Source organism: Thioalkalivibrio sp. ALE17 (genome assembly GCF_000425605.1).
GTDB lineage: Bacteria > Pseudomonadota > Gammaproteobacteria > Ectothiorhodospirales > Ectothiorhodospiraceae > Thioalkalivibrio.
The window spans coordinates 99,842-126,026 of the sequence record NZ_KE384404.1; the positions used below are offsets into that span (position 1 = coordinate 99,842).

Sequence of the window (26,185 nt, forward strand, 5' to 3'; positions counted from 1 at the left end):
GCGACGGTCGGTCGCGGCTGCGCCGCTCGCGTCGAACCTGCGCATGGCGGGATCAAAACCCGCTGCCTTACCGCTTGGCTACGGCCCAATAACTCTGGACTTATTCTGTCTCGACACCGCCTGGCGGCAGCCAGGCCCGCAGGGGCGACACGTTTACCAGCGGTGTCACCCAGCTGCGCCACGGAGCCGGCTGCGCGGACTGCGCCGCCCCAGCTGCCGCTTCGTCGGGGAACACCCCGAACACGCAACCGCCACTCCCGCTCAGGCGCGCCCGCGGCGTCTGCTCCGCCAGCCAGTGCAGCGCCCGATCCACCTCCGGATAACGAGCCCGCACCACCGGTTCGAACACGTTGACGAACCGGCTGGCGTCGACGGCGGACGAAATTGTCTCGGTGGGGCAGTCGCGTGTCAATTCCGCACACCCGAACATCGCTCCGGTGGCGACCGAAACCCCGGGGTCGATCAGCAGGATCCAGCCGGTATCCGGGACCACGGCCGTGAGCCGCTCGCCCACACCCTCGGCCCAGGCTGCCTGGCCGACCACGAACACCGGTACGTCGGCACCCAGCTCCAGGCCGATCCCCACCAGCTGCTCGACATCACACCCCAGCTCGAACAGGGCATTCAAAGCCACCAGCGTGGTGGCGGCATCGGAACTGCCGCCCCCCAGGCCACCGCCCACCGGGATCCGCTTGTCGAGATGGATACGCACGCCAAAAGGGGTCTTCGCCACCCGGGCCAGGCGCCGGGCCGCGCGCAGGCACAGGTTGTCGGCCCCGTCGATGGCCGCGCCCGCCATCTCGAAGCGCCCCGCCGGCAGGGGCTCGAAGCGCAGGCGATCCTCCAGCCCGAGGAACTGGAACACCGTCTGCAGCTCGTGATATCCGTCCGCCCGCCGGCCGGTGATATGCAGGAATCGATTGATCTTGGCGGGCGCGGGAAAAGTGGTGTCGAAGGCCCCGCCCGCGACGGCAGCGGTCATGACGGATCACCACCAAGCTGCCAGCGACCGATGCGGGCCCGCAATTCCACCCCTTCGCGCTCCAGCACCATGGTGACCGGCATCGCCAGGCCGTCGATTTCCTCGAACTCGTTGTACTCGATGGTCCAGCCGGACTGGTGGATCTCCAGTGGCCGCCCGTCCGCGTCGATATCCAGCTGGTACGAGGCCTCGGGGTGGAGGAGGCCACGCACCCAGTAGACCATGCCGCTGACCGGGATCGACTCGCCCAGGACCCGCGCGACGAGCGCATCCGGGTCCTGCGCCTGGAAACGCTCGCCGGACCGGGTCACCAGCAGCGCGCGCCCGCTTTCGGACAGCGTCAGCCGACCACCACCGCGCCCCATCGGGCCGGACAGGTCCAGCACGTGCTGACCTTCCTGCACCCGCCAGTTGAGCTGGGCGGACCAGTATTCCTCGCCGGAGGCCAGCCCCAGGCGCGCGACCAGTCGCCAGCTGTCCAGCGCCTCCAGCTGTGCGGTGCGGGCCTCGAAGGCGGCCTCGGCGGCCGGCGAGGTATCCGCCTCCGGCAGGGGCGCGGCACAGCCACCCAGCAGAAGACCCAGGCCGACCAGCAGACCGGCCAGCCTCGCCCCGCCCGCAAGACTCTCGGGCTTCCGCATCCCCGCAGCCCGGCTCATTCGATCAGGTCGTTGCGTACGCGCTGCAGGCGTTCATGATCGGGCTCGCGCTCCAGCGCAGCCTCGAGGATCTCCCGCGCCTCGTCGCGCGCACCTCGCTCCCAGAGGACGACGGCCAGATTGCTGGCGATCTCGCCGTCGTCCGACAGCGAGTACGCCCGGCGAAGCTGCGTCTCGGCCTCCTCCAGCCGGCCCAGGCGGTACAACACCCAGCCGTAGCTGTCGATGATGGCGGCATCGTCCGGCTCCTGCTCGTAGGCACGCAGGATCAGGTCATAGGCCTCGTCATACCGCTCGGTGCGATCCGCCAGGGTGTACCCCAGCGCGTTCAGGGCCGCGACGTTCTCGGGATCGGACTCGAGGATCGTGCGGAAATCGGCCTCGGCGGCCGCGATGTCGTCTTCGCGCTCGTGGACCAGACCCCGCAGGTACAGCAGCCGGGTATCCCCGGGGAACTGCACCAGCCCGCGATTCAACCGGGCGCGTGCCTCGGCATAGTCGCCGATCTCGCGCAGTGCGTTCGCCTCCGCCAGATAGGCGCGCCGGGCCAGATCGTCGTCCACGCCCTGCTGCATCGGCGCAAACAAGTCGCGCGCCGCTTCTTGGCCGTCGTGCCGCAGCGTCAGGCGCGCACTGCGCAGGCGTGCATCATCGGCGTGATCGCCCCCCTCTACGCGGCCATAGGCGGCCAGGGCGGCGTCCGGCTCGTCGGCCATCTCGTGCAGCCGACCGAGGTAGTAGGCGACATCGTTCTCGCGCTCCCCCAGTGCGTCCAGGCGCTCCAGATAATCCCGGGCCGGCCCCAACTGCTCCGCCTCCAGGTTCATCAGGGCCAGCGCCAGCAGGAGCTGGGTATCCTCCGGCGCCAGCTCCACCAGGCGATCCATCTCCTCGCGGGCGAAGGCGTCATCCTCCATTTCGGTCAGGACGCGCGCGTAGCCCAGCCGGGCCTCGCGGCTCTCCGGATGCGCCTCCACCGTCGCGCGCAGGGTCTCGATCGCGGCGTCCTCCTGCCCGGCCTCGCTCTGGGCGCGCGCATGCAGCAGCTGCAGCGGCACCGAATCCGGGAAGCGCTCGCTGGCCGGCCCGGTCACCGCCAGCACCTCCTCGCCCGGCTCGCCGAAGCGCAGCGCGGCCTCGGCCAGTACACGGTGGACACCGACATCGTCGCTGCGCCGCTCGGCGAGCAGCCGCATGGTCTCCAGGGCGGCGGCCTGGTCCTGGGCCTGGCCGATCACACCGCCCAGCGTGGCGTTGGGGTCGCCACCCTGCACCACCACCCGATTCATCAGCGAATCCAGCTGCTCGGCCGCCTGTTCGGCATCCCCCGCATTGATCCGCAGCACCGTCGAGACCTGGCTGGCCTCCATGCTCTCCGGCGCGAGCCGCAGCCAGCGGTCGGCCGACCGCTGGGCCTGCTCGTGATCGCGCGCGAACAGCGCGATGCGCGTGGCGCGTTCGGCAATGGCGGGATCGTTACTCAGCAGAGCCGCCGCCCCGTAGTAACGCGCGGCCTCGGCATGCTCGCCGGAACGCACCGCGATCTCGGCGGCCAGCACGCTGAACATCAGCGCGGCCTCCGGATCCTCGGTCTGCATCAGCGGGAGCACCTCGGGGCGATCCGACTCCGGCGGTTCCGAGGCATCCAGTTGGGTGTGCGCGCAGCCCGCCAGGGAAAGCACGGCGGTCAGCGCGAGCAGGCTTCGAATCATCTTGTATCCAGTCGGCATCAGCTCGGGCATACCGGGTGGGACGGGCCAGGCAGCTGCGGGGTTCCATCCCCGCCGCAATCCAACGCAAGCCTACAGCACAGTACACTATCGGGAAATTCGGCCACGCGCCCGCGTTTTCCGGCACAATACGCGCCAGCATGCTGTTCACTCTCGGGATCAATCACAAGACGGCACCGGTCGCCATTCGCGAACGGCTTTCCGTCAACGAGCACGAGCTCGGCGAGGCCCTGCACTCGCTGCGCTCCGGCGTGCTGCTGCCGGAAACCGCGATCCTGTCGACCTGCAACCGCACCGAGGTCTACTTCCGCGAGGGCGACCCCCACAGCGAACAGCGCGTGCTCGACTGGATCGGCGGCTACCACGGCATCGACCGCGACGAACTGAAGCCCTACCTCTATCTGCACCACGACGGCTCCGCCGTGCGCCACACCCTGCGCGTGGCCAGCGGGCTGGACTCCATGGTCCTGGGCGAGCCGCAGATCCTGGGACAGATGAAGACCGCCTACCAACATGCCCACGACGCCGGCACGCTGGGGCGCTCGCTGGAACGGCTGTTTCAGCACGCCTTCGCCACCGCCAAGGACGTACGCACCCAGACCGCCATCGGCCAGAGCGCCGTCTCGGTCGCCTTCGCCGCGGTCTCGCTGGCACGCCAGATCTTCGGTGACCTGAAGCCCCTGACCGCGCTGGTCATCGGTGCCGGCGAGACCATCGAACTGGCCCTGCAGCACCTCTCCGGTGGCGGCATTGGCAACGTGATCGTGGCCAACCGCACGGTCGAGCGCGCCCGCGCGGTGGCCGGGCGTTTCGACGCCGAGGCCATCAGCCTCGACCAGCTCCCGGACCGCCTGGCCGATGCCGATATCGTGATCTCCTCCACCGCCGCGCCGTTGCCCATCCTGGGCAAGGGGGCGGTGGAACGCGCCCTGCGCAAGCGGCGCCACAAGCCGATGTTCATGGTGGACATCGCCGTGCCGCGCGACATCGAGCCCGAAGTCGGCCAGCTCGAGGACGTCTACCTCTACACCGTCGACGACCTGCAGGAGGTCATCGACGAAAACATGGCCTCGCGCCAGGCCGCGGCCGAACAGGCCGAAGAGATCATCACCCAGCGCGCCGGCGAATTCATGCGCTGGCTGCGGGCCCGCGACTCGGTGGACAGCATCCGCCAGCTGCGCCAGCGCGCCGACAGCGTGAAGGCGGAAGCCTTGGCGAAGGCCGAGGCGATGCTGCGCGCCGGCAAGTCGCCGGAGGAGGCGATGCAGCTCCTGGCGCACAACCTGACCAACAAGCTGATGCACGCCCCCTGCAAATCGCTGAACACCGCGGCCCACGAGGGCGACGCCCGCCTGCTGGAGGCCGCGCACCGCCTGTTCCAGCTACCAGCCCCGGAAGACGACCCCGGCAACGATCCCGACTCCGGCACCCATTCGTGAAGGCCTCGTTCCGCACCAAGCTCGAGGGCCTGGCCGAGCGCCACGCCGAGATCGCGCAACTGCTGGCCACCCCGGATGCCGCCGAGGACCCGGACCAGCTGCGTCGTCTGTCTCAGGAATACAGCCAGCTGGAGCCGGTCGCCGAGGCCTGGAAGGCCTGGCACGAAAACCACGCCGCACTGGACGAGGCGCGCGCGATGCTCGCGGAGGACGACCCCGAACTGCGTGCGATGGCCGAGGCCGAGATCGAGGCCCTGACCGAGCAGACCGAGGCCCTGGAGGCCGAGCTCTACCGCCACCTGATCCCGAAGGACCCGCACGACAACGCCAACGTGTTCCTCGAGATCCGCGCCGGCACCGGCGGTGACGAGGCCGCGCTGTTCGCCGGCGACCTACTGCGCATGTACACCCGCTACGCCGAGCAGAAGAACTGGAAGCTGGAGATCCTCAGCGCCAGCGAAGGCGAACATGGCGGCTACCGCGAGGTGATCGGGCGCCTGGCCGGTCAGGGCGCCTACTCGCGACTCAAGTTCGAATCCGGCGCCCATCGCGTGCAGCGCGTCCCCGAGACCGAATCCCAGGGCCGCATCCACACCTCCGCCGCGACCGTCGCCATCCTGCCGGAACTGGAGGAGGTCGAGATGCCGGAGATCAACCCGGCCGACCTGCGCGTGGACACCTTCCGCGCCTCCGGCGCCGGGGGCCAGCACGTCAACAAGACCGACTCCGCGGTGCGCCTGACCCACCTGCCCACCGGCATCGTGGTCGAGTGCCAGGAAGAACGCTCGCAGCACAAGAACCGCGCCAAGGCCATGACCTACCTGGCCGCGCGCATGTTCGAGGCCGAACGCGAGGCCCAGGCCGCCGCGCAGAGCGCGGAACGCAAGGGCCTGGTCGGCAGCGGCGACCGCTCCGAGCGCATCCGCACCTACAACTTCCCGCAGGGCCGCGTAACCGACCACCGCATCAACCTGACCCTGTACAAGCTGGAACAGGTGATGGCCGGTGATCTCGACCCGGTCATCGACCCGCTGATCCACGAATACCAGGCCGAGCAGCTCGCCACCCTCTCCGAAACGTAATGGAAACCCCGGCCACGCTGGACAGCCTGCTGCGGGACCTGCGTGCCCGCCTGGAGGCCGCCGGGATCGAGGCGCCCGGACTCGAGGCCCGCATGCTGCTGGGCGCCGCCACCGGCCTGGACACCGCGCAGCTGATCGCCCACGGCACCGACCCCGCCACGGCCGAACAGGCCGCCCGCGCCGACACGCTCTGCCAGCGCCGCTGCGCCGGCGAACCGATGGCCCACATCCTCGGCCGACGCAGCTTCTGGACACTGGACCTGGGCGTCTCCCCCGCCTGCCTGATCCCGCGCCCCGAAACCGAGCTGCTGGTGGAACAGGCCCTCCTGGCCATCGACACGCTCGCAACCGACACCCCCTGGGTGCTGGACCTCGGCACCGGCCCCGGTACCATCATCCTGGCACTGAAAAGCGAACGCCCGCGCATCCGGGCCTTCGCCAGCGACCGCAGTCATGCGGCGCTGCAACAGGCGCAGACCAACGCGCGCGACCTGGGGCTGCCGGTCGGGCTGTGGCAGGGCGACTGGCTGGACGCGCTGACGCCAACGGCAGGGCTGGACATCATCACCTGCAACCCGCCGTACATCGACCCGGATGATCCGCACCTGACCCGTGGCGACCTGCGCTTCGAACCGCGCTCGGCCCTGGCGGCGGACGCCCATGGCCTGGCCGACCTGTACCGGGTGATCGATACCGCCCGGCCCCACCTGAATCGCGGCGGATGGCTGCTGCTGGAACACGGCTTCGATCAGGGCCCGGCCGTGCGGGACCGCCTGCAACAGGCGGGCTACCGGGCGATCCGGACCTTGAGGGACCCCGCCGGCCACGAACGGACCACGCTGGGGATGCACTGACCCGGGGCAACCACTGAATCGGTTGGCGCTTGCAACCATCACAATAAGCCCCGGCCAGGGGCCGGGGCTCGCGTTGCATCAGGCTGCGTCCGGATCAGAGCGGCAGGCGCAGGTGCAGGTTGACCGAGCCACTGGGCGAAGAGCGGTGGCGGTAGCGGCTCGAGGGGTTGTCGTAGTAGTGATAGTGATGATGCTCGTAGCTGCGCGAGCCCTTGTGATGGCCGCGGCCGCGGTGTTTCGCGCGCTTCGCCTGCTTGTGGCCATGCGCCCCCGGATGCCCACGGTAGTGCTTGTGTCCGCGCGAATGGCCATGCCGCACCGGTTGCAGCGCGGCGGCATCGAAGCTGGCGGCACCCGCCGCCTGCATCGGGCCGGAGACCGGATGGGCCGCATGGGTGGGGGCGGCCAGGGCAAGCGCCAGCAGAGCCGCAGGTACCAGAATCGTGAGTCGCTTCATGAGTGATCCCTCCTTCCATTCGGGTCGTCCGCGCGCTCCTCAGGAGCGTCGACCGACCCGTGGTTGTGGCAGGATTGCCAGGATTCAGCCTATTCCGCGTTCCTGAACGGTACCCAACTGAGGCCGCCGGCGAGCGTGACGCCGGTTACAATTTCGGCCTTTCTCCGGAGACCTGCTCCATGGATGACGACCAGCTCCTGCGGTACAGCCGCCAGATCATGCTCCCCGGCGTGGGGGTGGAGGGTCAGGAGGCCCTGCAGCAGGCGCATGCGGTGATCATGGGACTGGGCGGACTGGGCTCTCCGGTCGCCGCCTACCTGGCCGCAGCCGGCGTGGGCCGCCTGACCCTGGTGGACCCGGACCACGTCGAGGTGACCAACCTGCAGCGCCAGATCCTGCATACCGATGCCGACATCGGCCGCGACAAGGTCGCCTCGGCGACCGACCGCATCGCCGCGATGAACCCCGCCTGCCGGGTGGAGGCGCGCGCCGAACGTCTCGACGACGCGGCCATGCGCCGGCTGTTCGCCGACGCCGACGCGGTCGTGGACGGCACGGACAACTTCGCCGCCCGCGGGGCCATCAGCCGGGCCGCGCTGGCGGCCGGCACGCCACTGGTCTCCGGCGCCGTGATCCGTTTCGAGGGGCAGCTGACCACCTTCGACTACCGCGATCCCGGGGCGGCATGCTACCACTGTCTCTACGGCGAAGGGGGCGGCGACGAGGACACCTGCGCCGCGAACGGGGTGCTGGCCAGCCTGCCCGGCGTGGTCGGCAGCCTGCAGGCCACCGAGGCGCTGAAGCTGCTGATGGGCCTGCCGACCCTGAGCGGCCGGCTGCTGATCCTCGACGGACTGGCCATGCAGTTCCGGGAGATTCGCCTGCGGCGCGACCCCGGCTGCCCCGCGTGTGGCCACCGCCACGCCCCGTCCTGAACCCGGGGCAACCCCGATTCAGGCGCAGGAGCGCGGATTAAACGGCAGGACCTTGCCGGAGGCCGCCGGCGGCCCGGCCTCGGCCAGTGCGGCCGCGAGCTCCGGCTCCATCGCCGACAGGGTGCGGTTCATCACCATGCTGGCCATGGCGTGGAACAGCAGCAGTTCGCAGGCCACTGGGCGATGCAGGCTGCGCCGCCCCCGGGAGTGAAAGGCGGTCCAGGCGACCACCGGCATATCGTTCAGCACCCGGTCGACCACAATCCACGCATCGCGCTGGAGGATCAGATCCAGATGCTTCAGCCCGGGCGGCGACAGGCGCACCTCCGGCCCCAGACGGGCCAGGGCACGCCGCACCTGGTTGAAGTAACGCGCCTCCACCAGCCAGCCGGGGCGGACATCCAGGGTCGGGATTTCGGTATGCCGGGAATACATTGCGCCCCCGTCTGCGAACGCTGCAAGGTCAGTCCTGCATCTATAGCAAGACCGCGGACGCTCGGGGGCACAGCCCACATCCGACTGGCCCCCGGGGGTCACGGCCGGCTAACGAGAGGGTACGTCCGAAGGATCGTACGGGGCGGACTACTGACGGGTATCCGGGGTCGGCGGCTGGGCACCCTCGGCGGCACACAGCGCCTCGGCATCGACCGGGTCGAAGTGGTAGTGGGCGTTGCAGAACTCACAGGTTACGTCCACCGAGCCCTGCTCCTCGATGATGCTGCGGATCTCGTCACGGCCCAGGCTACGCAGGGTTTCGCCGATGCGCTCGCGGGAGCAGGGGCAGTGGAAGCTGACACCGGTGCCGTCGAACAGGCGCACGCGCTCCTCGGCGAACAGCCGGCCCAGCAGGGTCCCGGCATCCAGCTCCAGCAGCTCGTCGGCGGTGGTGGTCTCGGCCAGGATCGTCGCGCGGTTCCATTCCTCCGAGTCCCGGGTCACCGCATCGCCACCCTCGCCCGGGAGCGCCTGCAGCAGCATGCCGGCCGCGGACTGCGCCCCACTGGCCAGCCACAGCCGGGTCGGCAGCTGCTCGGAACGCTCGAAGTAGACGTTCATCGCGTCCGCGAGGGTCTCGCCCTCCAGCTCGACCACGCCCTGATAGCGCTCGCCGCCATCCCCCGGGTCCAGGGTCAGCATCAGCCGTGCGTCCTCGCCGGCGCACTCGGCCAGTGTCGCGCCCTCGGGCGGCGTCTCGCGAAAGCGGGCCAGCCCGCGCAGCCGCCCCTGGCCGTCGGCCTGGGCCACGATCATGTGCACCGGGCCGGGGCCGGTGACCTGCAGGATCAGCGAGCCGTCGAACTTGAGGGTGGCCGCGGTCAGGGCGACCGCCGCATAGGCCTGGCCCAGCAGGTCGCGCACCACGGGCGGGTACTCGTGGCGTTCCAGCAGGGCCTGCCAGGCGGCATCCAGGTGCACCCATTCGCCGCGCACCCCGGCCTCCTCCAGCATGAACCGGTGCAAGGTATCGGCCTCACGCATCGCGGCTGACCTCGGACATGATCAAGCGTCGAGTTTCGCCTTCAGGCGCTCGTTCACCTGGGCGGGGTTGGCCTTGCCCTGGGTGGCCTTCATCACCTGGCCAACGAAGAAGCCAAACAGCTTGTCCTTGCCGCCCCGGTACTGCTCGAGCTGCTGCGGGTTGCTGGCCATCACCTCGTCGATGATGGCGTCGATCGCGCCGGTATCGGTGATCTGCTTGAGGCCCTTGGCCTCGATCACCGCATCGGCGTCGCCCTCGCCGTTCCACATCGCCTCGAAGACCTCCTTGGCGATCTTGCCGGAGATGGTCTCGTCCTGGATGCGCGCGAGGAGGCCGGCCAGCGCCTCGGCGTTCACCGGGGCATCCTCCAGTTCCACCTCGGACCGGTTGAGCGCGGCGGAGAACTCGCCCATCACCCAGTTGGCGGCCAGCTTGGGGGCATCGCAGCCGGCGGCCACGGCCTCGTAGAAGTCGCCCATCTCGCGGGTCGCGGTGAGCACACCGGCATCGTAATCGGACAGGCCGTACTGCTCGACGAAGCGGGCGCGCTTGGCGTCCGGCAGCTCCGGCAGCTTTTCGCGCACGGAGTCGATGAAGGCACCGTCCACGACCAGCGGCAGCAGGTCCGGATCCGGGAAATAGCGGTAGTCGTTCGCCTCTTCCTTGCTGCGCATGGAACGCGTCTCGTCGCGGTCCGGGTCGTACAGGCGGGTCTCCTGGACCACCGTGCCGCCACTCTCGATCACGTCGATCTGGCGTTCGACCTCGAAGTTGATCGCGCGCTCGACGAAGCGGAAGGAGTTCAGGTTTTTCAGCTCCGCGCGGGTACCGAACTCGGTCTGCCCCTTCGGCCGGATCGAGACGTTCGCATCACAGCGGAAGCTGCCTTCCTGCATGTTGCCGTCACAGATATCGAGATAGCGCACCAGCGAGTGCAGCTTCTTCATGTAGGCCACGGCCTCCTTCGCGGAGCGCAGCTCCGGCTCGGAGACGATCTCGATCAGCGGGGTACCGGCGCGGTTGAGGTCGATACCGGTCATCGCCTCGAAGCCCTCGTGCAGGCTCTTGCCGGCGTCCTCCTCGAGGTGCGCGCGGGTCACCCCGATGCGCTTGGTCGTGCCGTCTTCCAGCTCGATATCCAGGTACCCCAGGCCCACGATCGGCAGCTCGAACTGCGAGATCTGGTAGCCCTTGGGGAGATCCGGATAGAAGTAGTTCTTGCGCGCGAACACCGAGCGCGGGGTGATCTCGGCGTTGATCGCCAGCCCCAGCATCACGGCCCGCTCCACCGCGCCCTGGTTCAGGACGGGCAGCACACCCGGCATGCCCAGATCCACCGGGCAAGCCTGGCGGTTGGGCTCGGCGCCGTAGGCGGTGGGCGCCCCGGAGAAGATCTTGGAGACGGTATTGAGCTGGGCATGAATCTCCAGCCCGATGACGGTTTCCCATTCCATGCGGCGATCCTCAGGCGAAGGCCGCCGGCACACGCGTGTGCCAGTCGGTCTCTTGCTGATACTGGTGGGCGACGCCGAGCAGGCGCGCCTCGTCGAAGTAGTTGCCGATCAGCTGCAGGCCCACCGGCAGGCCGTCGATCTCGCCGGCCGGCAGCGACATCGCCGGCAGCCCGGCGAGGTTCGCGGCGATGGTGTAGATGTCGGACAGGTACATGCTGACCGGGTCGGCCTTGGCACCGAGTGCGAACGGCAGCTCCGGGGTGGTCGGGGCCAGCAGCACGTCCACGTCCGCAAACGCGCGGCGGAAGTCATCGGCGATGATACGGCGGACCTTCTGTGCCTTCAGGTAGTAGGCGTCGTAATAGCCGGCGGACAGCACGTAGGTGCCGACCATGATGCGCCGCTTCACCTCGTCGCCGAAGCCCTCCCCGCGCGAGCGGGTGTAGAGGTCCATCAGGTCCTCGGGGTTCTCGCAGCGATAGCCATAGCGCACGCCGTCGAAACGCGCGAGGTTGGAGGAACACTCCGCCGGGGCGACCACGTAGTAGGCCGGTACCGACAGGTGGCTGTTGGGCAGACCGACCTCGCGCACCTCGGCGCCGCGGCCCTTGAGCACCTCGATGGCCGCGTCGATCACGCCGCGCACGCGCTCGTCGAGGCCCGCCTCGCCGAAGAACTCGGTCGGCAGCCCGATGCGCAGGCCCTTGAGGTCCTGGTTCAGACCGGCGGTGAAGTCCTCGGCGGGGCGTTCGACGCTGGTGGAGTCGCGCTCGTCGAAGCCCGCCATCGCGTTCAGCATCCGGCCGCAGTCCTCGGCGGTCGCGGCCATCGGCCCGCCCTGGTCGAGACTGGAGGCGAAGGCGATCATCCCGTAGCGCGAGACGCGGCCGTAGGTCGGCTTGAGCCCGGTAATGCCGCAGAACGCGGCCGGCTGGCGGATCGAGCCGCCGGTGTCGGTGCCGGTGGCCCCCGGCACCAGGCGCGCGCCCACCGCGGCGGCGGAGCCCCCGGAGGAACCACCCGGGACACGCTCGGTATCCCAGGGATTGCGCACGGGCCCGTAGAAACTGGTCTCGTTGGAGGAGCCCATCGCGAACTCGTCCATGTTGGTCTTGCCCAGCATCACCGCCCCGGCGGCGTTCATGCGCTCGACCACGGTGGCGTTATAGGGCGAGACGAACGGATCCAGCATGCGCGAGCCGCAGGAGGTGCGCACGCCCTCGGTGCAGAAGATGTCCTTCTGCGCGATCGGCACACCCAGCAACGGCGCTTGCTCGCCCTGGGCCAGACGCGCATCGGCGGCGTCGGCCTGCGCCAGCGCCTGCTCGGCGGTCACGGTGATAAAGCTGTTCAGTTGCGGATCGAGGCGCTCGATCCGGTCCAGATACAGCTGGGTCAGTTCGCGCGAACTGATCTCGCGGGCCTGGAGCTTGCGCACCCAGCCGGACAGGGTTTCCTGGGCCATGGTTTCGGGGACTCTTGCTGGCTAGAAGCGTGACGGATTCAACAGAACGGTGACAACGTGGAGTGGATCACGCGCGGGGGATCACTCGATCACGCGCGGGACCAGGTACAGCCCGCCCTCGACGGCCGGGGCGATCGCCTGGTAGGCCTCGCGCCGGTCCGGCTCGGTGACCGCATCCGGGCGCAGGCGCTGCTCGGCGTCCAGCGGGTGGGCCATCGGCTCGACACCCTCGATGGCCGCCCCATCCAGTTGTTCGACAAAGGCAAAGATATCGCTCAGCCCTCCCGCGAAATCCCGGGCCTGGTCGTCATTCATGGCCAGACGGGAGAGGTGGGCGATGCGCCGGACTTCGGAGGTATCGACGGACATGGCGGGAAGGGTCCTGTTGCGGGCAAAACGGAGCGCAAACTTACCACAAAGCCGTTGTTGCCCAAACCCCGGGCGCTTGCTAGAGTCGACGGCTTTCCCGCCCGCCCACTCAAGCAGGTTTCTTCTTCATGTTCAAACGCCTTCTGGGGTTGTTCTCCAACGACATCTCCATCGATCTCGGCACCGCCAACACCCTTATCTATATGCGCGGCCAGGGCATCGTCCTGAACGAACCCTCCGTGGTCGCCATTCGTCAGGACCGCGGCCCGGGCGGCCCGCGCTCCATCGAGGCCGTGGGGATCGAGGCGAAGAAGATGCTCGGCCGTACGCCGGAGCACGTGGTCACGGTGCGCCCGATGAAGGACGGCGTGATCGCCGACTTCACCACCACCGAGAAGATGCTGCAGTACTTCATCAAGAAGGTGCACGAACGCCGGATCTTCCGGCCCAGCCCGCGCGTGCTGGTCTGCGTGCCCTGCGGGGCCACCCAGGTGGAACGCCGCGCGATCCGCGAATCGGCCTTCGGCGCCGGGGCGCGCAAGGTCTACCTGCTGCAGGAACCGGTGGCCGCGGCCATTGGCGCCGGCATCCCGCTGGACGAAGCGGTCGGTTCGATGGTGCTGGACATCGGCGGCGGCACCTCCGAGGTGGCCGTGCTGTCGATGAACGGCATCGTCTACTCCGAATCCGTGCGCATCGGCGGTGACACCTTCGACGAGGCCATCATGGCCTATGTGCGCCGCAACTACGGCGTGCTGATCGGCGAGGCCACGGCCGAACGCATCAAGCACGCGGTGGGCTCCGCCTATCCGGGCAAGGAGCTGCTGGAGATCGAGGTCAAGGGCCGCAACCTGGCCGAGGGCGTGCCGCGCTCGTTCACCCTGAACTCCAACGAGATCCTCGAGGCCCTGCAGGACCCGCTGTACGGCATCGTCTCCGCCGTGCGTACCGCGCTGGAGCAGACCCCGCCGGAACTGGGCGCGGACGTTGCCGAGCGCGGCATCGTGCTGACCGGCGGCTCCGCCCTGCTGCAGCAGCTGGACCGCCTGCTGATGGAGGAAACCGGCATTCCGGTGGTCATCGCCGACGACCCGCTGACCTGCGTCGCCCGCGGCGGCGGCCGCGTGCTCGAGATGCTCGACGAAAAGCGGGTCGACTTCCTGGCAATGGAATAACCCCCACTCCGGCCACGGGGCCCCGGCTCTCCCGCGGCCGGTGACTCGGGTTACACTCCGGACCGCAACTGGTCGGCAGGATCGCGGGTACAACACTCCGCAACCCTGCCTCGTCGACGCGATCCGCAACCGGAGGTCACGCCATCAGCAAGCCGCTGTTCAGACTGGGTGTCTCGCCCACTCTGCGCCTGCTCGCGGTCATCCTGCTGGGCCTGGCGCTGATGGCGCTGGACCACCGCGTCAATGAACTGCAGTTTGTCCGCAGCACCATGGCCACCGTGACCTACCCGCTGCAAGTCGCAGTGGACACACCGGTCCGTGCGGTCAGCCGGGTGTTCGAGTCGTTCACCCGCCGCGAGGACCTGATCACCGAGAACCGCATCCTGCGCAGCGAGAACGCGGAACTGCGCGCCCGCCAGCTGCGTTTCGAGGCCCTGCAGCAGGAGAACGACCGCCTGCGGGCCCTGCTCAATACCGCGCAGCAGGCCGAGGAACGCGTCGAGATCGCCAAGCTGCTGGCCGTGGACCTGGACCCCTTCCGCCAGCAGATCGTGCTCAACAAGGGGCGCGCGGACGACGTCTACGCGGGCCAGCCGGTCATCAATGCCGACGGCGTGATCGGTCAGGTCCTGTCCACCCGCCTGACCAGTTCCGTGGCCCTGCTGATCTCCGATCCCAGCCATGCCCTGCCGGTGCTCAGCGCGCGCACGGGCCTGCGGGGGCTGGTGGTCGGGACCGGCAACCCGCAGCGCCTCGAGATGCGCCACGTCCCGCTGCAGGAAGACGTCGAACCCGGCGACCTGTTGCTGACCTCCGGACTGGGCGGCCGTTTCCCGGCCGACTATCCAGTCGCCCGGGTCACCTCCGTCGAGCGCCCGCAGGGCCAGCCCTTTCTGAGCATCCAGGCCGAGCCGCTGGCGGCGCTGGATCGTTCCCGCGAGGTCCTGCTGCTGTGGACCGAGGGTATCATGCCGGGCATCGCCCCCCTTGAACTGGATGAGGACGCGGAGGCAAGGCCGGGCGCATTCACGCCGGAACCCGAGCCGGACGACAACGCGCCGGCAACGCCATGACCCGCGCCATCGGCATCCCCTGGCCGGTGGCGCTGACCCTGCTGGCGGCCCTGGCCCTGGCCATCGTGCCAATCCCCGAGACCCTGCGCCCCGCTCGGCCGGAGTGGCTGGCACTGGTCCTGATCTACTGGGCCATGGCATTTCCGACCCGCGCGGGCATCCTGACCGCCTTTGTCGCCGGCTTGCTGCTGGATACCCTGATGGGGCAACTGCTGGGGCAGAACGCCATCGCCCTGGCGGTGATCATCTACATCGTGCTGCAGATCCATCCGCGCCTGCGGGTGTACCCGGTCTGGCAGCAGATGATGGTGGTCGCGATCCTGATCGCCCTGTACAAGCTGCTGGCCCTGTGGCCCCAGGGGATTACCGGTTTTCCACCGGACCGGATTACGTACTGGGCTCCGGTGATCACCAGCGCCCTGCTCTGGCCGCTGATCTTTTTCCTGCTGCGCGACGTGCGCCGGCGCTGGCTCCTGCACCTGACCTGAGGGAGACGCCGATTCGTGCACATACCCGCGCCCGGCTCGAAGCAGCGTGAACGGTCACGCATACTGTGCCCCGCCAACCCGAAACAAGGAGCCCTGCCATGGACACGAACAAGCAAACCGAGATCGAGGCCGCCGTATTCCGCCGCCTGCTGCAGCATCTGGACGAGCGCAAGGACGTGCAGAACATCGACTTGATGAACCTGGCCGGCTTCTGCCGCAACTGCCTGTCCAAATGGTACGTGGCCGCCGCCGAGGAACGCGGCGAGTCGATCGACTACGAAGGGGCGCGCGAGATCGTCTACGGCATGCCCTACAGCGAATGGAAGGCGCGCTACCAGAAAGAAGCGACCCCCGAGCAGAAGGCGGCATTCGAGGCCAGCCAGAAATCGCACGATGCATGATCATGGCCTGATCGAGACCCCGGAGGCCCTGCAGGGCTTTCTCGACACCATTGCCGGGACCGACTGGATCGCGCTGGACACCGAGTTCATGCGCGAGAAGACCTACTACCCGCGCCTGTGCCTGATCCAGCTGGCCACCCTCGACCAGATCGCCTGTGTCGACCCGCTGCGGCTGGATATGGGCCTGCTTGAGCCCCTGCTGTTCGATGCCGGCGTGACCAAGGTCTTCCATTCGGCATCACAGGATCTCGAGGTCCTGTATCGCGAGCTCGGGCGCGTCCCCGCCCCGGTATTCGATACCCAGATCGCCGCCAGCATGCTCGGCTACGGCGAGCAGATCGGCTATGCCAACCTGGTCAAGGCGATCCTCGACCGCGACCTCGACAAGAGCCAGACCCGCACCGACTGGTCACGCCGCCCGCTAAGCGAACAGCAGATCCACTACGCCGCGGACGACGTGCGCTTTCTGGCCACGGTATTCATGCGCCTGCTGCATGAACTGGAGAGCCACGACCGCATGCACTGGCTGCGCCCGGAGATGGAGGCGCTGAGCAACCCAGCCCTCTACGAGCCGGACCCCGAAGGTGCCTGGCAGCGCGTCTCCGGCGTCAAGCGGCTCAAGCCGCGCGAGCGCGGCGTGCTGAAGGCCGTGGCGGCCTGGCGCGAACGCGCCGCACAGGCGAGTGATCGCCCGCGACGCTGGATCCTGGCCGACGATATCCTGATCGACATCGCCCGGCGCACCCCTCAGGACACCGCGGCCCTGCACCAGCTGCGCGGCTTCCCCGACGGCATGAAGCCGCCGCGTCAGGAAGAACTGCTGGAGGCGATCCGCGAGGGCCAGGCCCTGCCGCGTGAGGAATGGCCACAGCTCCCGGAGAAGGCGAAGCTCACCGAGGCCGAGGAGGTCCTGGCCGACATCGGCATGGCCCTGCTGCGCGAATGCGCGCGGCGCAACCAGATCACCGCCGCCGCCATCGCCCAGCGCAAAGATGTCATCGAGCTGCTGAAAGGAGACGGCACAACCGGCCGCCTGGGCAGCGGCTGGCGCCACGAGATCGCCGGAAAGACCATCGCCCGCTGGTTTGCGGGCGATGGCGAACTGGCACGTACGGAGGAGGGCTTGCAGATCCGCCCGTGAGCATCGAACGGGCGGATCTGCGGGGCGGTCAGGCCGCCTTGTAGATCCCGCGACGCGGCGAGGTCAGCCGGCCCTGGCGCTTCAGGTAGGCCAGGGTCTGGCTGATGTTCTTGGTATCCAGACCGATCTTCTTGGCCTCGGCCTTGATCTCCTTGATACCCATCTCCGGCTTTTTCGCGACAATCTCGCACAGCTTCTGGCTGATCGACTCGACTCCGGCGCGCCGCCCGCGACGACCACCGCCGGTGCTGGCGGCTCGGCCCACACGGCCGCCCAGTTCGCGGATCTGGCGCTCCAGCTCGTTGAGCTCCTTGCGGTGGCGCGCCAGCATCTCCTTGCGCTTTTCCATCAGCTTCTCGCGCTTCTCGCGGCGCTCGGCCTCCTTGCGCTCGGCCTCTTCCTTTTCCCGCTGGCGCGCGAGGGCGTACAGTTCTTCGGCTGAAAGATCGGAGGCCTTCTTGTTATCCATGCTCATGCAACACTCCCGGATTCTGAAAAATCGATTCAATGACAGGTCTGGGCCACAGGGGTTCATAACCCCGCCCCATTCTCTAAAACTAGGGAAACACTGGTTAATGTACACACTCACGTTGGCTCCCCAGGTTTTCCGAGCCAAGGCGCGGTGTGCAGCCGGTAGTGGTTCTACCGGCAAGGGCGGCAACGCAGGATTGGGGAACCTGGGGTGCCAACCCCGAAGGGGCTCGGCCGCTTTTGTGCGTGAACGGCGTTGCGGCTCCCTTGTGCAGAATGACTGCACGGCAGTCACCGCGCCTTGTTCGCACACAAAAGCGACTCGAGCGTGAGCGTGTACATTAACCAGTGTTTCCCTTGGCCACGGCAGAATAATACGAACCCATGGAACGATGCCAGAAAGATTATAAGAATACGCAGGAAATACAAGCGTCCGCTCGCACTCTTTCTCCTGAAAAGAGAAAGCAGATATGTGACGAGGTGGCACGGCTGTATCATTTGATCGAAGGCACACCGGGCAAAGACCTCCCGGCCATTCGATTTGATCTGAAAGGCCGGGCAGCCGGGCAATGGCGCCTGAGCAAGAATGCGGAAACCCTGCGCTTCAATCCGGAAGCCTTCAGCCTGGAATGGGATCAGCATTTTCCCGAGACGGTGGCGCACGAGGTGGCCCACTCGCTGGTCTACCGCGCCCACGGCATACGAAGGGTTCGGCCCCATGGCCCCGAATGGAAAGGGCTGATGCGGGCGCTGGGTTTCCCCAATCCGAGTGTCACGCATGCGACGGCGCTGACCACTCGCACGATGCGCCAGTACGACTATGTATGCGGATGCGGTCCCCAGCCCCTGAGCGCCCGCCGACACTTTCTCATTAACAAGCGCGGCTATCGGTACCAATGCCGCCAATGCGGCCAGTGGCTGCGACGCTCCGGCAGGAGTTGCAGCTGATACCGCGCGCACCCACGATCAAGCACACGCATCCGGGCGCGCCGGGATCATATGAAAACCCGGCACCCCGCCGTCATCGTCCCGGGAAGGAATGTCGGTTCAGATACTCCAGTAAACGCGCCGTTGCACCCTGATTCTCTGCAATAAAAGCGGTTGCGCGCTGCCGAGTAATCTCGCGTCGGGACTCACCCTCCCCCAGCCACGCAGCCATCCGCGCGACCGCCTCCTCGGCATTCCTTGAACGCCATAGCAGATCCGCGGCCTCCATGCGTTCCACCAGAAGTTCAAAGTTGTCGACATGCGGCCCCATGACGACCGGACAATTCCACAATGCGGCCTCCAGCGGGTTGTGGCCACCAACACCGACCAGTGACCCCCCAATAAAGGCGACACCGGCCAGGCCAAAGAAACGTTTCAACTCCCCCAGCGTGTCCAGCAGCCAGAAATGCGTGGCGGCATCCGGCACACCTTCGCTGCGGCGAATGAAGCTTTGCCCGGAACGTTCCAGCAGGTCTGCCACTTCGGGAAACCGCTGCGGATGGCGTGGTGCCACGATCACCAGAAGGCGTGGATACTCGGCGCGCAAGGCGTTCAGCCCCGGCAGCAATTGGGCCTCTTCGTCGGCATGGGTACTGGCGAGAATCACCACCGGGCGCCCGTCAACCACCGGACGCAGAGACCGGACCTCCTGGCGATCGTCCTCCTCGATGTGGATGTCGAACTTGATATCGCCATTGACCGTCACGCGATCGGGCACGGCCCCAAGGGCGACGAAGCGCTCCCGGTCCAGCGCATTGCGACAGGCAATCCAGTCAAATCCGCTCATGGCCGGCGCGATCAGCCGCGGGATCCGGGCATAGCGTCGGGCCGAACGTCCGGACATCCGGGCGTTCGCCAGCACGACCGGCACCGCGGCACGCCGCGCCTCCGCCAGCATGTTCGGCCAGATCTCGGTCTCCATGACCACGATGGCGCGCGGTCGCACGGCACGCAGGAATCGGCGCTGCAGCCAGGGCAGGTCCAGTGGCAGGAAACGATGCATGACCTGACCGCCGAGCCGCTCCGTCAGCATGGCGGCACTGGTCGGCGTCGTGGTCGTCACCAGAATGCGCCGCGGGCCGGCGTCCAGCAGCCGGCGAATCAGGGGTTCCGCCGCCAGCACCTCGCCGACCGATACCGCATGAATCCAGATCTCGGCCGGCTCCGGCGCGCGCGCCCAGCCCATGACCTCGCCCAGCCGGACACGCACCGAAGCCCGACGGCTGCGCAAGCCGTGGCGGATCAGCAACAAGGGGGTCAGCAACGCAAGCAGCGCCGTGTAGACTACGCGGGTCATTCGCAGGGAGACTCCGATACGTGACGGCACGGCCCGAACCATCGAGCGCGACCGAACGCCCACCCCGCGGTCCCGCCACCTGGCCCATGTGGGCGGTCATCGGCCTGGCACGGCTGGTCATCCAGCTGCCCATCCGCTGGCAGCAGGCGCTCGGCCGCGGCATCGGGCGACTGTTCTACCGCTTCGGCCGCGAGCGTCGTGCGATCGCCCGGACCAACCTCGAACTGTGCTTTCCCGACCACTCCGCCGAGCAGCGCGAACAGTGGCTGCACGAGCACTTCGAGGCGGCCGGAATGGGGGTCCTCGAGATGGCCATGGCCTGGTGGGGACGCGACACACAACTCAAGGGACATTACACAATCCACGGGCTGGAACATCTGGACAGGGCACTGGAGCAGGGCAAAGGGGCCCTGCTGGTCAGCGCCCATTTCACCACACTCGAGCTCTGCGGGCGCCTGCTGGGCCTGCACCGGGACTTTGCCGCGATGTACCGGCCCAGCGAGCGCCCGCTGATCAATTACCTGTTCAAGGTCAACCGCGACCGGCACACGGCGGGCGTGATCGCCCGCGACGACGTGAAGGGCCTGCTGCGCACCCTGCGCAACAACATGCCCGTGTGGTACGCGCCCGACCAGGCCACCAGCGGGCGCCAGACCGAACTGGTCCCGTTCTTCGGCGAACCCGCGAACACGCAAACGGCCACCCATCGCATCGCCCGGGTCAGCGGCGCCCCGGTCCTGCCCTTCTTCGGCTACCGCCGGGACGACGGCCACTATGTCGTGACCATCCACCCCCCGGTGGAAGACTTCCCCACCGAGGACGCCTACGCCGACACCCTGCGCATCAACCACATCATCGAAGAAGCCGTGATGGACGCCCCGGGCCAGTACTTCTGGACCCACAAGCGCTTCAAGAAGCGCGCGGGCCTGCCCGATCCTTACGCGCACTAAGCGGAACTCTCAAAGGGCCATCGTCGGGCGGAAAGCAAACCCAGCGCTAACGGGTGATCTCAATACAGCAGCTATACTGGTGGCGTATTACAGCCGCCGTACTGAAGGTACTCAACTAGGCTTGCAACCGCGAGACGGCTTGTCCACTTCCCCCGTCCGAACCCAGCTGGATAAGAAACCTATGGAATTACCAAAAGAGCCTGTCTACTCACACTGGCGCCAACGCTTTGCCTGGTGGCTCCATTACCTGAAGGCCCGCCACAATCCCAAGGAACGCCCCCGTGTACAACGTCTCGCACATTTCATCCCTAAAGGCGGAACCGTCTTCGACGTTGGCGCACATTTTGGCTACCTGGCCAAGGAGTTCGCACTGATTCATGACGGCAGCTGCGAGGTCCATTGTTTTGAACCAGTCCCGTACACACGATCTATCCTCGAACGAGTGGTGGGTGGTTTCGACAACGTTCGCATTGATTCACGCGCTTTGTCGAACCAGGCGGGAAGCGAGAGGATCAGCATCCCTATCAAGGAATCTGGTCGGCTGGGTATCGGGCTAGCGCATTTTGGTGACGAGACAAAACGGGACCGGTACATCGTGGAAACCGTAGAAACAGTCACCTTGGACACGTACGTCGCCGAACGAGAACTGTCTCGGCTCGACTTCATCAAGATGGACGTGGAAGGTGCCGAGTTGCAGATTCTTCGGGGCGGAGAGAAGACTTTGAGGGAATTTCGTCCTCTCGTCTACTGCGAGATTGGCCCGGAAACCTGTGCACGCATGGGATACGAGCCCGACAATGTCTTCGATTTCTTTTCTCGATTCGGCTATTCGGCAGCCGTGCTGGATCAATCAGGAGGAAAATGCCCAGTGGGAGGGCTGGTCGAGGGCGAGGAGGATTATCTGTTCTACCCTGAAGACTCTTAGTCTTGGGATCCCGTCCGGGTTCAGCCCATTCACGTGGGCGAGGCAGAACCAACCGTAATCTTCAGCCCCATGCCACTTGGCAACACAGGCAAGCCTGACCGCCTGCTGGATTAGGGGCTGAATTCCCCGTCCAGACCCAATTCGCGGCGGATATGCGCAGCCACCTTCGGCGTATCGTTGACCGGCGCGTAGGACCACTGATCGAGCGCCCCGGTGAACGGTCGGGTCACGCCTTCCGCCTCCAGGGCAGAGTGAAAGGCCTGCAGGCGACGGCCGAGCGGCCCCAGGGCCACCGTGTATACGGGGACACCGGTCGCCGCCGCCTCCGAGACCATGGACACGGAATCGGCACTGACCACGATATGGTCGGCTGTTGCCAGCATTGCCATAAAGGGGTTCTCGCCCTGCCCGTCCCAGACAAACCCGGGAACATCCGCCAGCCCCTCGACCAGTCGTCGCGTACTGGCCGCGCCCGTCCGCCGCGAGGGCGTGACCAGCACACTCCCCCCGGAGGCTTCTGCGGCCGAACGCAGGTCACGGATCAGGGCATCCAGTCGCTCCTGCCCCAGATCACCGCGCTGGGTAGCACCCCCGATCAGCACCGCGACCCAGGGCCGGGGAAACGCCGCCCAGGCGTCACCCAGCCCCCTGCGCGCAGCCTCCAGCCGCTCGGCTGTCACCCGGTGCAGGGCGCCACGCGTCGCAATCACGTTGGGGCCGGCCAACCCGTCGTGACGCGGCGGCACCACCCAATCGAAGTGGCGCGGAGAGATCTGCGGGTCCTGCACATGCACGGTCATGATGGCGCCACCACTGGCGCGCTTGAGAGCGACCGCGACCGCAGCGCTCCGCCGCCCGCAAGAGATCAGCAGGCGTGGCCAGGGGGGCTCCAGAGCATCACTGCCAGCGGTCAGGCCCCGCAGCACACCGGGGACAAAGGAGCCGGGCATCCAGCGCCAGGGGCGTCGCAGCCCCACCGTCTTGTGCTCGTAGGGCAGCCCGACGGCCTCGGCCAGGCCACGGACCTGACTGGTCATCCCGGCCTCGCCGGTGGTCAGGGTCCAGCACGAGATCTCGTTCACAGCCAAGCGGCCCGCGTCCGGCTTTCGCTCAAGCGGGCACACCCCTCTGCACAGGGGTATCCGGCGAGGCCAGTTCGTGGCGATTGCGCCACTCTTCGGTGACGTAGTTGATGATCAGGGACCGGCGTACACCTTCAAGCGGGCGCCGATGATAGCCGTGCCAAGTGTTGTCGGCCGGCACAAATACCAAGGCGCTGTTATACGTACCGGGGGCGGTCTCGTAGTGCGTCTCGGCGTCCACGTACACATCCGTGCCCCAGTTCTCGTAGCCCGGATCGGTGGACAGGTACAGCAGCATGGTGAATTTCTTCACACCCAGGTCCGTATGCGGTGCCAACCAGAAACCCTCCGTATCCAGGCAGTGCTCAATGCGCAGGTAATTGCCGCTCACGTCCACGCCGCACACCTCAAAGATCGCATCCAGCACCTGCGGACTCTCGAAGGCCGCCGCAACGCTCTCGCAGACCTCGAAGGCCTTCCGATTCTCGGCGTCGAAGAAGCGGCGGGAGCTGTTGTGCGTCTCGCGCTTGCCCTCGGTATCGCCGATCGCCGGCGCTTCGAACGGCAGTGCCTCCACCGCTCGCGCCGCCGCCTCGGGCAGCACCGCCTGCGGATACCACCGCCGATACGGATACCCCTCGGACGGCGCCCCGCGCAACGACGCTTCAACCTGCTCTGCCACTTCGACCGCTGAAATCATTCAAGACACCTGAGGTTCCACTGGGATCATTGTATGCCCTTCGGAAGAGACGCCCAACCGCACCCATCCCTCGGCCGCCTGATAGACTCACGGTTTTTCTCCACCCGCGTGCGCCATGGCTACCGTCCTTCAGATCGTGCCCGCCCTGGAATCCGGCGGCGTGGAACGCGGCACCCTCGAGGTCGCGCAGGCCCTGGTCGAAAACGGGCATCGCTCTCTGGTGATCTCGGCAGGCGGCCGCATGGTGACCGAACTCGAGTCCCGCGGCAGCGAGCACTTCGCCTGGTCAATCGGGGAGAAGTCCCCCTGGACCTTCCGGCTGGTGCGCCCACTACGCCGTTTTCTGCAACAACAACGCGTGGACGTGATTGATGTTCGCTCGCGCATGCCGGCCTGGGTCGTCTGGCGGGCCTGGTCGCGGATGCCCGCAGTCACCCGCCCCCGGCTGGTGACTTCGGTGCACGGATTCAATTCCGTTAACCGCTACAGCGAGATCCTCACCCGGGGCGAACGGGTCGTGACAGTATCCGAGACCCTCAGAGAATTTTTGATCGCTCAATATCCACGGCTTGATCATGAGCGCATTGAAGTGATCCATCGCGGAATCGACACACGCGACTATAACCCCGATTTCCAGCCCTCAACTTCCTGGGTCACCCAGTGGCAAACCACCTTCCCGCAGCTTCAGGGGCGGTACATCCTCACGCTTCCGGGCCGCATTACCCGACTGAAGGGGCACTTCGACGCCCTGGACATACTGCAGGGCCTGCTACAGCGGGGAATCCCCGCGCACCTGCTGATGGCAGGCGGCACCGATCCGCGCAAGCAGACTTATCATCGCGAACTGGAAGGCCGCATCTCGCAACTCGGACTTGAGCCCCGTGTGACCTTCACGGGCCAGCGTTCCGATCTACGCGAAATCCTGGCGGTTTCGGATGTGGTGTTATCACTCTCCACCCAACCCGAGTCTTTCGGGCGCACCACCCTGGAGGCGCTCAGCCTGGGGCGCCCTGTGCTCGGTTATGATCACGGCGGCGTTGGCGAACAACTCACAGAACTGCTGCCCGAAGGGCGCATACCCCCTGGACAAACCTCGACCGCGATTGAGCGTCTTGCCGACTGGGCGGGAGGAGATGCCCCGACACCTCGATGGCCCCACGCGTGGGACCTGGACACCATGCGCCGCCGGACGATCGATCTCTACGAGGCACTCGCCGGCCGCTGACCGGCTGGTCGGCCCTGGCGGGCCGCCGCCTCCCCTCGCACCAGAGGCGCCAGCGCGAGCGCGACCACCAGCCACAACACCGCTGTCGTGTAGGAACTGTAGATCGTCCAGTGGACATTGACTGGATTCAGTGCCACGAAGATCGCCACGCCTCCAACGACGTAGAGCGGAAGAAGGTCTCGCTCGCTTCTCCTCGCGCGTCGCCACAATGCCAGGAGGATCGCCAGCAACATCCCCATGTAGGCCACCAGCCCGACGATCCCGGTCGAAACTAACACATCGAGGAAATACAAATGGATGTGGGCAAAGGCCATATCCGTATAGCCGCGGGCTTCGGCCACAGGCTCAACACCGCGCACCCCCACACCCAGGATCGGCTCGTCCATCGCCACGCGCCAGGAAGCAAGCCAGATCGTCCCGCGCCTCGCCGTCGCCTCATCGATGGCTTCGATGCTGAGCTCAGAGGCCTTCGAGACGACCGCCAGACGATCCCGAGTCTCGGGCGACGCCCACAGCGCCACGACAATCCCCAGTACGAGGATGCTCAGGAACGCGCTCACCGTACGCATACGCAGCTGGTAATACCCGACGAGGAAGAGACCGTAAACGAACAATACGATCAAGGTCGCCACCATGGCCGCCCGGGAACCCGAGAGGAGTATCGCGACGATCACGATCAGAGGCAGCAGGGCCGCCAGCCGATTGGTATAGGTCAGGCGCCGCGACGCCTCCAGAACAAACGGCAGGAAATGCGCCAGCACGATGCCTAACCGCATGTTCGGATGAAACAGCCCGTCAATACGGCGTCCGTTGTACGGGTACCCCAATACGTTCGCGCCGGTGACAAACTGAAAGATCCCGTCCAGCGACCAGAAAACGGCCAGCGCCAGCACAACGTATAGCAGGGGCGTACCCACATCACGGCGACGCGCGAACCACAGCAGGGGGAGGATCGCGATGGCAAACAAGGGGTAAGTAAGGGCTGTCCGTAGCGCTCGGTCAAAATCGACCGCCACGATCAGCGATAGTAGTTGCGGAACCCAGAGCGCCAGCAACAGCAACAACGCCCAGCGAATCCAACGCTCCGCCCACAATCCAGGCAGTCCGACGGCGAGCAAGACAAGGCCAGCGAGAGAGAGCGCCGCCAGGGGGAAAAAAACCCCTGTCCCAAACGGCAGCACAAAAAGGGCCAGCCCCGCCAAGGCCAACACCAACATCAGACTGAAGGACCAACGCTCTTGCGCGCCCCCTGCCGAACCGTGCCTGGATTCCTTGCCTAGAAAAATCATGCCCACCCCATTCGCAGGCGCGTGATATTAACCCAAAGTAGCGTGGTCGTTAGCCGACCACACCAACTCCAGCTC

The 26,185-nt window shown here is 67.0% G+C and carries 27 protein-coding genes; 13 read left to right on the top strand and 14 right to left on the bottom strand.

What is annotated here, in order from left to right; genetic code table 11:
- Positions 1-100: 100 nt before the first annotated feature.
- The 3 genes from ispE to H609_RS0111430 are packed head-to-tail and all read right to left on the bottom strand — an operon-like array spanning position 101 to position 3,353.
- Complete coding sequence (gene ispE / locus H609_RS0111420) at positions 101-982, bottom strand: 4-(cytidine 5'-diphospho)-2-C-methyl-D-erythritol kinase (RefSeq protein ID WP_028484990.1); 882 nt, start codon at positions 980-982, stop codon at positions 101-103.
- Positions 979-1,623, bottom strand: coding sequence for a lipoprotein insertase outer membrane protein LolB (gene lolB, locus H609_RS0111425; RefSeq protein ID WP_028484991.1), 645 nt, complete (start codon positions 1,621-1,623; stop codon positions 979-981). Before lolB ends, ispE begins: the two co-directional genes overlap by 4 nt.
- Before the next feature lie 14 nt (positions 1,624-1,637).
- On the bottom strand, positions 1,638-3,353 hold the full coding sequence (locus H609_RS0111430) for a tetratricopeptide repeat protein (protein WP_369773673.1): 1,716 nt from the start codon (positions 3,351-3,353) through the stop codon (positions 1,638-1,640).
- A 158-nt stretch (positions 3,354-3,511) separates the two neighbouring features.
- Between H609_RS0111430 and hemA the strand changes: the two genes are divergently transcribed.
- Genes hemA through prmC form a run of 3 tightly spaced genes read left to right on the top strand, consistent with a single transcriptional unit; the run spans position 3,512 to position 6,746 of the window.
- Entirely contained in the window at positions 3,512-4,810 is a 1,299-nt protein-coding gene (hemA, locus tag H609_RS0111435) for a glutamyl-tRNA reductase (RefSeq protein ID WP_018865851.1), read from the top strand.
- Positions 4,807-5,892 carry a peptide chain release factor 1 gene (prfA, locus tag H609_RS0111440; RefSeq protein ID WP_018876034.1) on the top strand — a complete coding sequence of 362 codons (1,086 nt, stop codon included), beginning with the start codon at positions 4,807-4,809 and terminating at the stop codon, positions 5,890-5,892. Before hemA ends, prfA begins: the two co-directional genes overlap by 4 nt.
- Positions 5,892-6,746, top strand: a complete 855-nt coding sequence (prmC, locus tag H609_RS0111445; RefSeq protein WP_028484993.1) for a peptide chain release factor N(5)-glutamine methyltransferase — start codon at positions 5,892-5,894, stop codon at positions 6,744-6,746. The genes prfA and prmC overlap by 1 nt, the downstream gene beginning before the upstream one ends.
- Before the next feature lie 94 nt (positions 6,747-6,840).
- Here the strand turns inward: prmC and H609_RS0111450 are convergent, their stop codons facing one another.
- Positions 6,841-7,203 carry a hypothetical protein gene (locus H609_RS0111450; RefSeq protein WP_028484994.1) on the bottom strand — a complete coding sequence of 121 codons (363 nt, stop codon included), beginning with the start codon at positions 7,201-7,203 and terminating at the stop codon, positions 6,841-6,843.
- A 179-nt stretch (positions 7,204-7,382) separates the two neighbouring features.
- Between H609_RS0111450 and H609_RS0111455 the strand changes: the two genes are divergently transcribed.
- Complete coding sequence (locus H609_RS0111455) at positions 7,383-8,138, top strand: molybdopterin-synthase adenylyltransferase MoeB (RefSeq protein WP_028484995.1); 756 nt, start codon at positions 7,383-7,385, stop codon at positions 8,136-8,138.
- An 18-nt stretch (positions 8,139-8,156) separates the two neighbouring features.
- Here H609_RS0111455 and H609_RS0111460 read toward each other — a convergent pair whose 3' ends face one another.
- The 5 genes from H609_RS0111460 to gatC form a co-directional block, all read right to left on the bottom strand.
- A complete protein-coding gene (locus tag H609_RS0111460; RefSeq protein ID WP_018865856.1) occupies positions 8,157-8,573 on the bottom strand; it encodes a hypothetical protein in 417 nt (138 codons plus the stop codon).
- Positions 8,574-8,720: 147 nt separating this feature from the next.
- Complete coding sequence (gene hslO / locus H609_RS0111465) at positions 8,721-9,617, bottom strand: Hsp33 family molecular chaperone HslO (protein WP_028484996.1); 897 nt, start codon at positions 9,615-9,617, stop codon at positions 8,721-8,723.
- A gap of 21 nt (positions 9,618-9,638) precedes the next feature.
- Positions 9,639-11,072: an Asp-tRNA(Asn)/Glu-tRNA(Gln) amidotransferase subunit GatB gene (gene gatB, locus H609_RS0111470; RefSeq protein WP_028484997.1), complete on the bottom strand. Its 1,434-nt coding sequence runs from the start codon at positions 11,070-11,072 to the stop codon at positions 9,639-9,641.
- A 10-nt stretch (positions 11,073-11,082) separates the two neighbouring features.
- Positions 11,083-12,537, bottom strand: a complete 1,455-nt coding sequence (gene gatA, locus H609_RS0111475) for an Asp-tRNA(Asn)/Glu-tRNA(Gln) amidotransferase subunit GatA (RefSeq protein ID WP_018877269.1) — start codon at positions 12,535-12,537, stop codon at positions 11,083-11,085.
- A gap of 81 nt (positions 12,538-12,618) precedes the next feature.
- Positions 12,619-12,906: an Asp-tRNA(Asn)/Glu-tRNA(Gln) amidotransferase subunit GatC gene (gene gatC / locus H609_RS0111480; protein ID WP_018865860.1), complete on the bottom strand. Its 288-nt coding sequence runs from the start codon at positions 12,904-12,906 to the stop codon at positions 12,619-12,621.
- 128 nt (positions 12,907-13,034) lie between these two features.
- Between gatC and H609_RS0111485 the strand changes: the two genes are divergently transcribed.
- From H609_RS0111485 to rnd, 5 genes are all read left to right on the top strand, one after another.
- Positions 13,035-14,081 carry a rod shape-determining protein gene (locus H609_RS0111485; protein WP_018865861.1) on the top strand — a complete coding sequence of 349 codons (1,047 nt, stop codon included), beginning with the start codon at positions 13,035-13,037 and terminating at the stop codon, positions 14,079-14,081.
- A gap of 221 nt (positions 14,082-14,302) precedes the next feature.
- On the top strand, positions 14,303-15,154 hold the full coding sequence (gene mreC / locus H609_RS0111490; RefSeq protein ID WP_028484998.1) for a rod shape-determining protein MreC: 852 nt from the start codon (positions 14,303-14,305) through the stop codon (positions 15,152-15,154).
- On the top strand, positions 15,151-15,642 hold the full coding sequence (mreD, locus tag H609_RS0111495; RefSeq protein ID WP_028484999.1) for a rod shape-determining protein MreD: 492 nt from the start codon (positions 15,151-15,153) through the stop codon (positions 15,640-15,642). The genes mreC and mreD overlap by 4 nt, the downstream gene beginning before the upstream one ends.
- Before the next feature lie 98 nt (positions 15,643-15,740).
- On the top strand, positions 15,741-16,043 hold the full coding sequence (locus tag H609_RS0111500; protein ID WP_018877268.1) for a DUF1244 domain-containing protein: 303 nt from the start codon (positions 15,741-15,743) through the stop codon (positions 16,041-16,043).
- Positions 16,036-17,184, top strand: a complete 1,149-nt coding sequence (gene rnd, locus H609_RS0111505) for a ribonuclease D (RefSeq protein ID WP_028485000.1) — start codon at positions 16,036-16,038, stop codon at positions 17,182-17,184. Before H609_RS0111500 ends, rnd begins: the two co-directional genes overlap by 8 nt.
- A gap of 28 nt (positions 17,185-17,212) precedes the next feature.
- Here the strand turns inward: rnd and H609_RS0111510 are convergent, their stop codons facing one another.
- Complete coding sequence (locus tag H609_RS0111510) at positions 17,213-17,659, bottom strand: hypothetical protein (RefSeq protein ID WP_028485001.1); 447 nt, start codon at positions 17,657-17,659, stop codon at positions 17,213-17,215.
- 380 nt (positions 17,660-18,039) lie between these two features.
- Between H609_RS0111510 and H609_RS14035 the strand changes: the two genes are divergently transcribed.
- A complete protein-coding gene (locus H609_RS14035; RefSeq protein WP_231366510.1) occupies positions 18,040-18,603 on the top strand; it encodes a SprT-like domain-containing protein in 564 nt (187 codons plus the stop codon).
- Between the two features lie 73 nt (positions 18,604-18,676).
- Here H609_RS14035 and H609_RS0111520 read toward each other — a convergent pair whose 3' ends face one another.
- Entirely contained in the window at positions 18,677-19,939 is a 1,263-nt protein-coding gene (locus H609_RS0111520; protein ID WP_028485002.1) for a 3-deoxy-D-manno-octulosonic acid transferase, read from the bottom strand.
- A gap of 20 nt (positions 19,940-19,959) precedes the next feature.
- Here H609_RS0111520 and lpxL point away from each other — a divergent pair, with 20 nt between their 5' ends.
- Complete coding sequence (lpxL, locus tag H609_RS0111525; RefSeq protein WP_255349536.1) at positions 19,960-20,889, top strand: LpxL/LpxP family Kdo(2)-lipid IV(A) lauroyl/palmitoleoyl acyltransferase; 930 nt, start codon at positions 19,960-19,962, stop codon at positions 20,887-20,889.
- Between the two features lie 181 nt (positions 20,890-21,070).
- A complete protein-coding gene (locus H609_RS0111535; RefSeq protein WP_231366511.1) occupies positions 21,071-21,814 on the top strand; it encodes an FkbM family methyltransferase in 744 nt (247 codons plus the stop codon).
- A gap of 110 nt (positions 21,815-21,924) precedes the next feature.
- Here the strand turns inward: H609_RS0111535 and H609_RS0111540 are convergent, their stop codons facing one another.
- Both H609_RS0111540 and H609_RS0111545 read right to left on the bottom strand, forming a co-directional pair.
- Positions 21,925-22,896 carry a mitochondrial fission ELM1 family protein gene (locus tag H609_RS0111540; RefSeq protein WP_028485004.1) on the bottom strand — a complete coding sequence of 324 codons (972 nt, stop codon included), beginning with the start codon at positions 22,894-22,896 and terminating at the stop codon, positions 21,925-21,927.
- A 28-nt stretch (positions 22,897-22,924) separates the two neighbouring features.
- Entirely contained in the window at positions 22,925-23,596 is a 672-nt protein-coding gene (locus H609_RS0111545) for a 2OG-Fe(II) oxygenase (RefSeq protein WP_028485005.1), read from the bottom strand.
- A 115-nt stretch (positions 23,597-23,711) separates the two neighbouring features.
- Between H609_RS0111545 and H609_RS0111550 the strand changes: the two genes are divergently transcribed.
- Positions 23,712-24,821 carry a glycosyltransferase family 4 protein gene (locus H609_RS0111550; protein ID WP_028485006.1) on the top strand — a complete coding sequence of 370 codons (1,110 nt, stop codon included), beginning with the start codon at positions 23,712-23,714 and terminating at the stop codon, positions 24,819-24,821.
- Here H609_RS0111550 and H609_RS0111555 read toward each other — a convergent pair.
- The gene (locus H609_RS0111555; protein ID WP_028485007.1) at positions 24,797-26,110 is read right to left on the bottom strand and encodes an O-antigen ligase; all 1,314 of its coding nucleotides are present in this window, start codon (positions 26,108-26,110) and stop codon (positions 24,797-24,799) included. The two genes, H609_RS0111550 and H609_RS0111555, sit on opposite strands and share 25 nt — an antisense overlap.
- Positions 26,111-26,185: the final 75 nt, after the last annotated feature.

Bases quoted from the DNA above. Each gene is read 5' to 3' on its own strand.
- ispE (WP_028484990.1), bottom strand. From the start codon at position 982: ATGACCGCTGCCGTCGCGGGCGGGGCCTTCGACACCACTTTTCCCGCG.
- H609_RS0111545 (WP_028485005.1), bottom strand. From the start codon at position 23,596: ATGATTTCAGCGGTCGAAGTGGCAGAGCAGGTTGAAGCGTCGTTGCGC.
- rnd (WP_028485000.1), top strand. From the start codon at position 16,036: ATGCATGATCATGGCCTGATCGAGACCCCGGAGGCCCTGCAGGGCTTT.
- H609_RS0111535 (WP_231366511.1), top strand. From the start codon at position 21,071: ATGGAATTACCAAAAGAGCCTGTCTACTCACACTGGCGCCAACGCTTT.
- H609_RS0111450 (WP_028484994.1), bottom strand. From the start codon at position 7,203: ATGAAGCGACTCACGATTCTGGTACCTGCGGCTCTGCTGGCGCTTGCC.
- H609_RS0111555 (WP_028485007.1), bottom strand. From the start codon at position 26,110: ATGATTTTTCTAGGCAAGGAATCCAGGCACGGTTCGGCAGGGGGCGCG.
- prmC (WP_028484993.1), top strand. From the start codon at position 5,892: ATGGAAACCCCGGCCACGCTGGACAGCCTGCTGCGGGACCTGCGTGCC.
- H609_RS0111460 (WP_018865856.1), bottom strand. From the start codon at position 8,573: ATGTATTCCCGGCATACCGAAATCCCGACCCTGGATGTCCGCCCCGGC.
- H609_RS0111485 (WP_018865861.1), top strand. From the start codon at position 13,035: ATGTTCAAACGCCTTCTGGGGTTGTTCTCCAACGACATCTCCATCGAT.
- mreC (WP_028484998.1), top strand. From the start codon at position 14,303: ATGGCGCTGGACCACCGCGTCAATGAACTGCAGTTTGTCCGCAGCACC.
- H609_RS0111520 (WP_028485002.1), bottom strand. From the start codon at position 19,939: ATGACCCGCGTAGTCTACACGGCGCTGCTTGCGTTGCTGACCCCCTTG.
- gatA (WP_018877269.1), bottom strand. From the start codon at position 12,537: ATGGCCCAGGAAACCCTGTCCGGCTGGGTGCGCAAGCTCCAGGCCCGC.
- gatC (WP_018865860.1), bottom strand. From the start codon at position 12,906: ATGTCCGTCGATACCTCCGAAGTCCGGCGCATCGCCCACCTCTCCCGT.
- H609_RS0111455 (WP_028484995.1), top strand. From the start codon at position 7,383: ATGGATGACGACCAGCTCCTGCGGTACAGCCGCCAGATCATGCTCCCC.
- lolB (WP_028484991.1), bottom strand. From the start codon at position 1,623: ATGCGGAAGCCCGAGAGTCTTGCGGGCGGGGCGAGGCTGGCCGGTCTG.
- mreD (WP_028484999.1), top strand. From the start codon at position 15,151: ATGACCCGCGCCATCGGCATCCCCTGGCCGGTGGCGCTGACCCTGCTG.
- H609_RS14035 (WP_231366510.1), top strand. From the start codon at position 18,040: ATGGAACGATGCCAGAAAGATTATAAGAATACGCAGGAAATACAAGCG.
- H609_RS0111430 (WP_369773673.1), bottom strand. From the start codon at position 3,353: ATGATTCGAAGCCTGCTCGCGCTGACCGCCGTGCTTTCCCTGGCGGGC.
- hemA (WP_018865851.1), top strand. From the start codon at position 3,512: ATGCTGTTCACTCTCGGGATCAATCACAAGACGGCACCGGTCGCCATT.
- H609_RS0111550 (WP_028485006.1), top strand. From the start codon at position 23,712: ATGGCTACCGTCCTTCAGATCGTGCCCGCCCTGGAATCCGGCGGCGTG.
- gatB (WP_028484997.1), bottom strand. From the start codon at position 11,072: ATGGAATGGGAAACCGTCATCGGGCTGGAGATTCATGCCCAGCTCAAT.
- H609_RS0111510 (WP_028485001.1), bottom strand. From the start codon at position 17,659: ATGAGCATGGATAACAAGAAGGCCTCCGATCTTTCAGCCGAAGAACTG.
- H609_RS0111500 (WP_018877268.1), top strand. From the start codon at position 15,741: ATGGACACGAACAAGCAAACCGAGATCGAGGCCGCCGTATTCCGCCGC.
- hslO (WP_028484996.1), bottom strand. From the start codon at position 9,617: ATGCGTGAGGCCGATACCTTGCACCGGTTCATGCTGGAGGAGGCCGGG.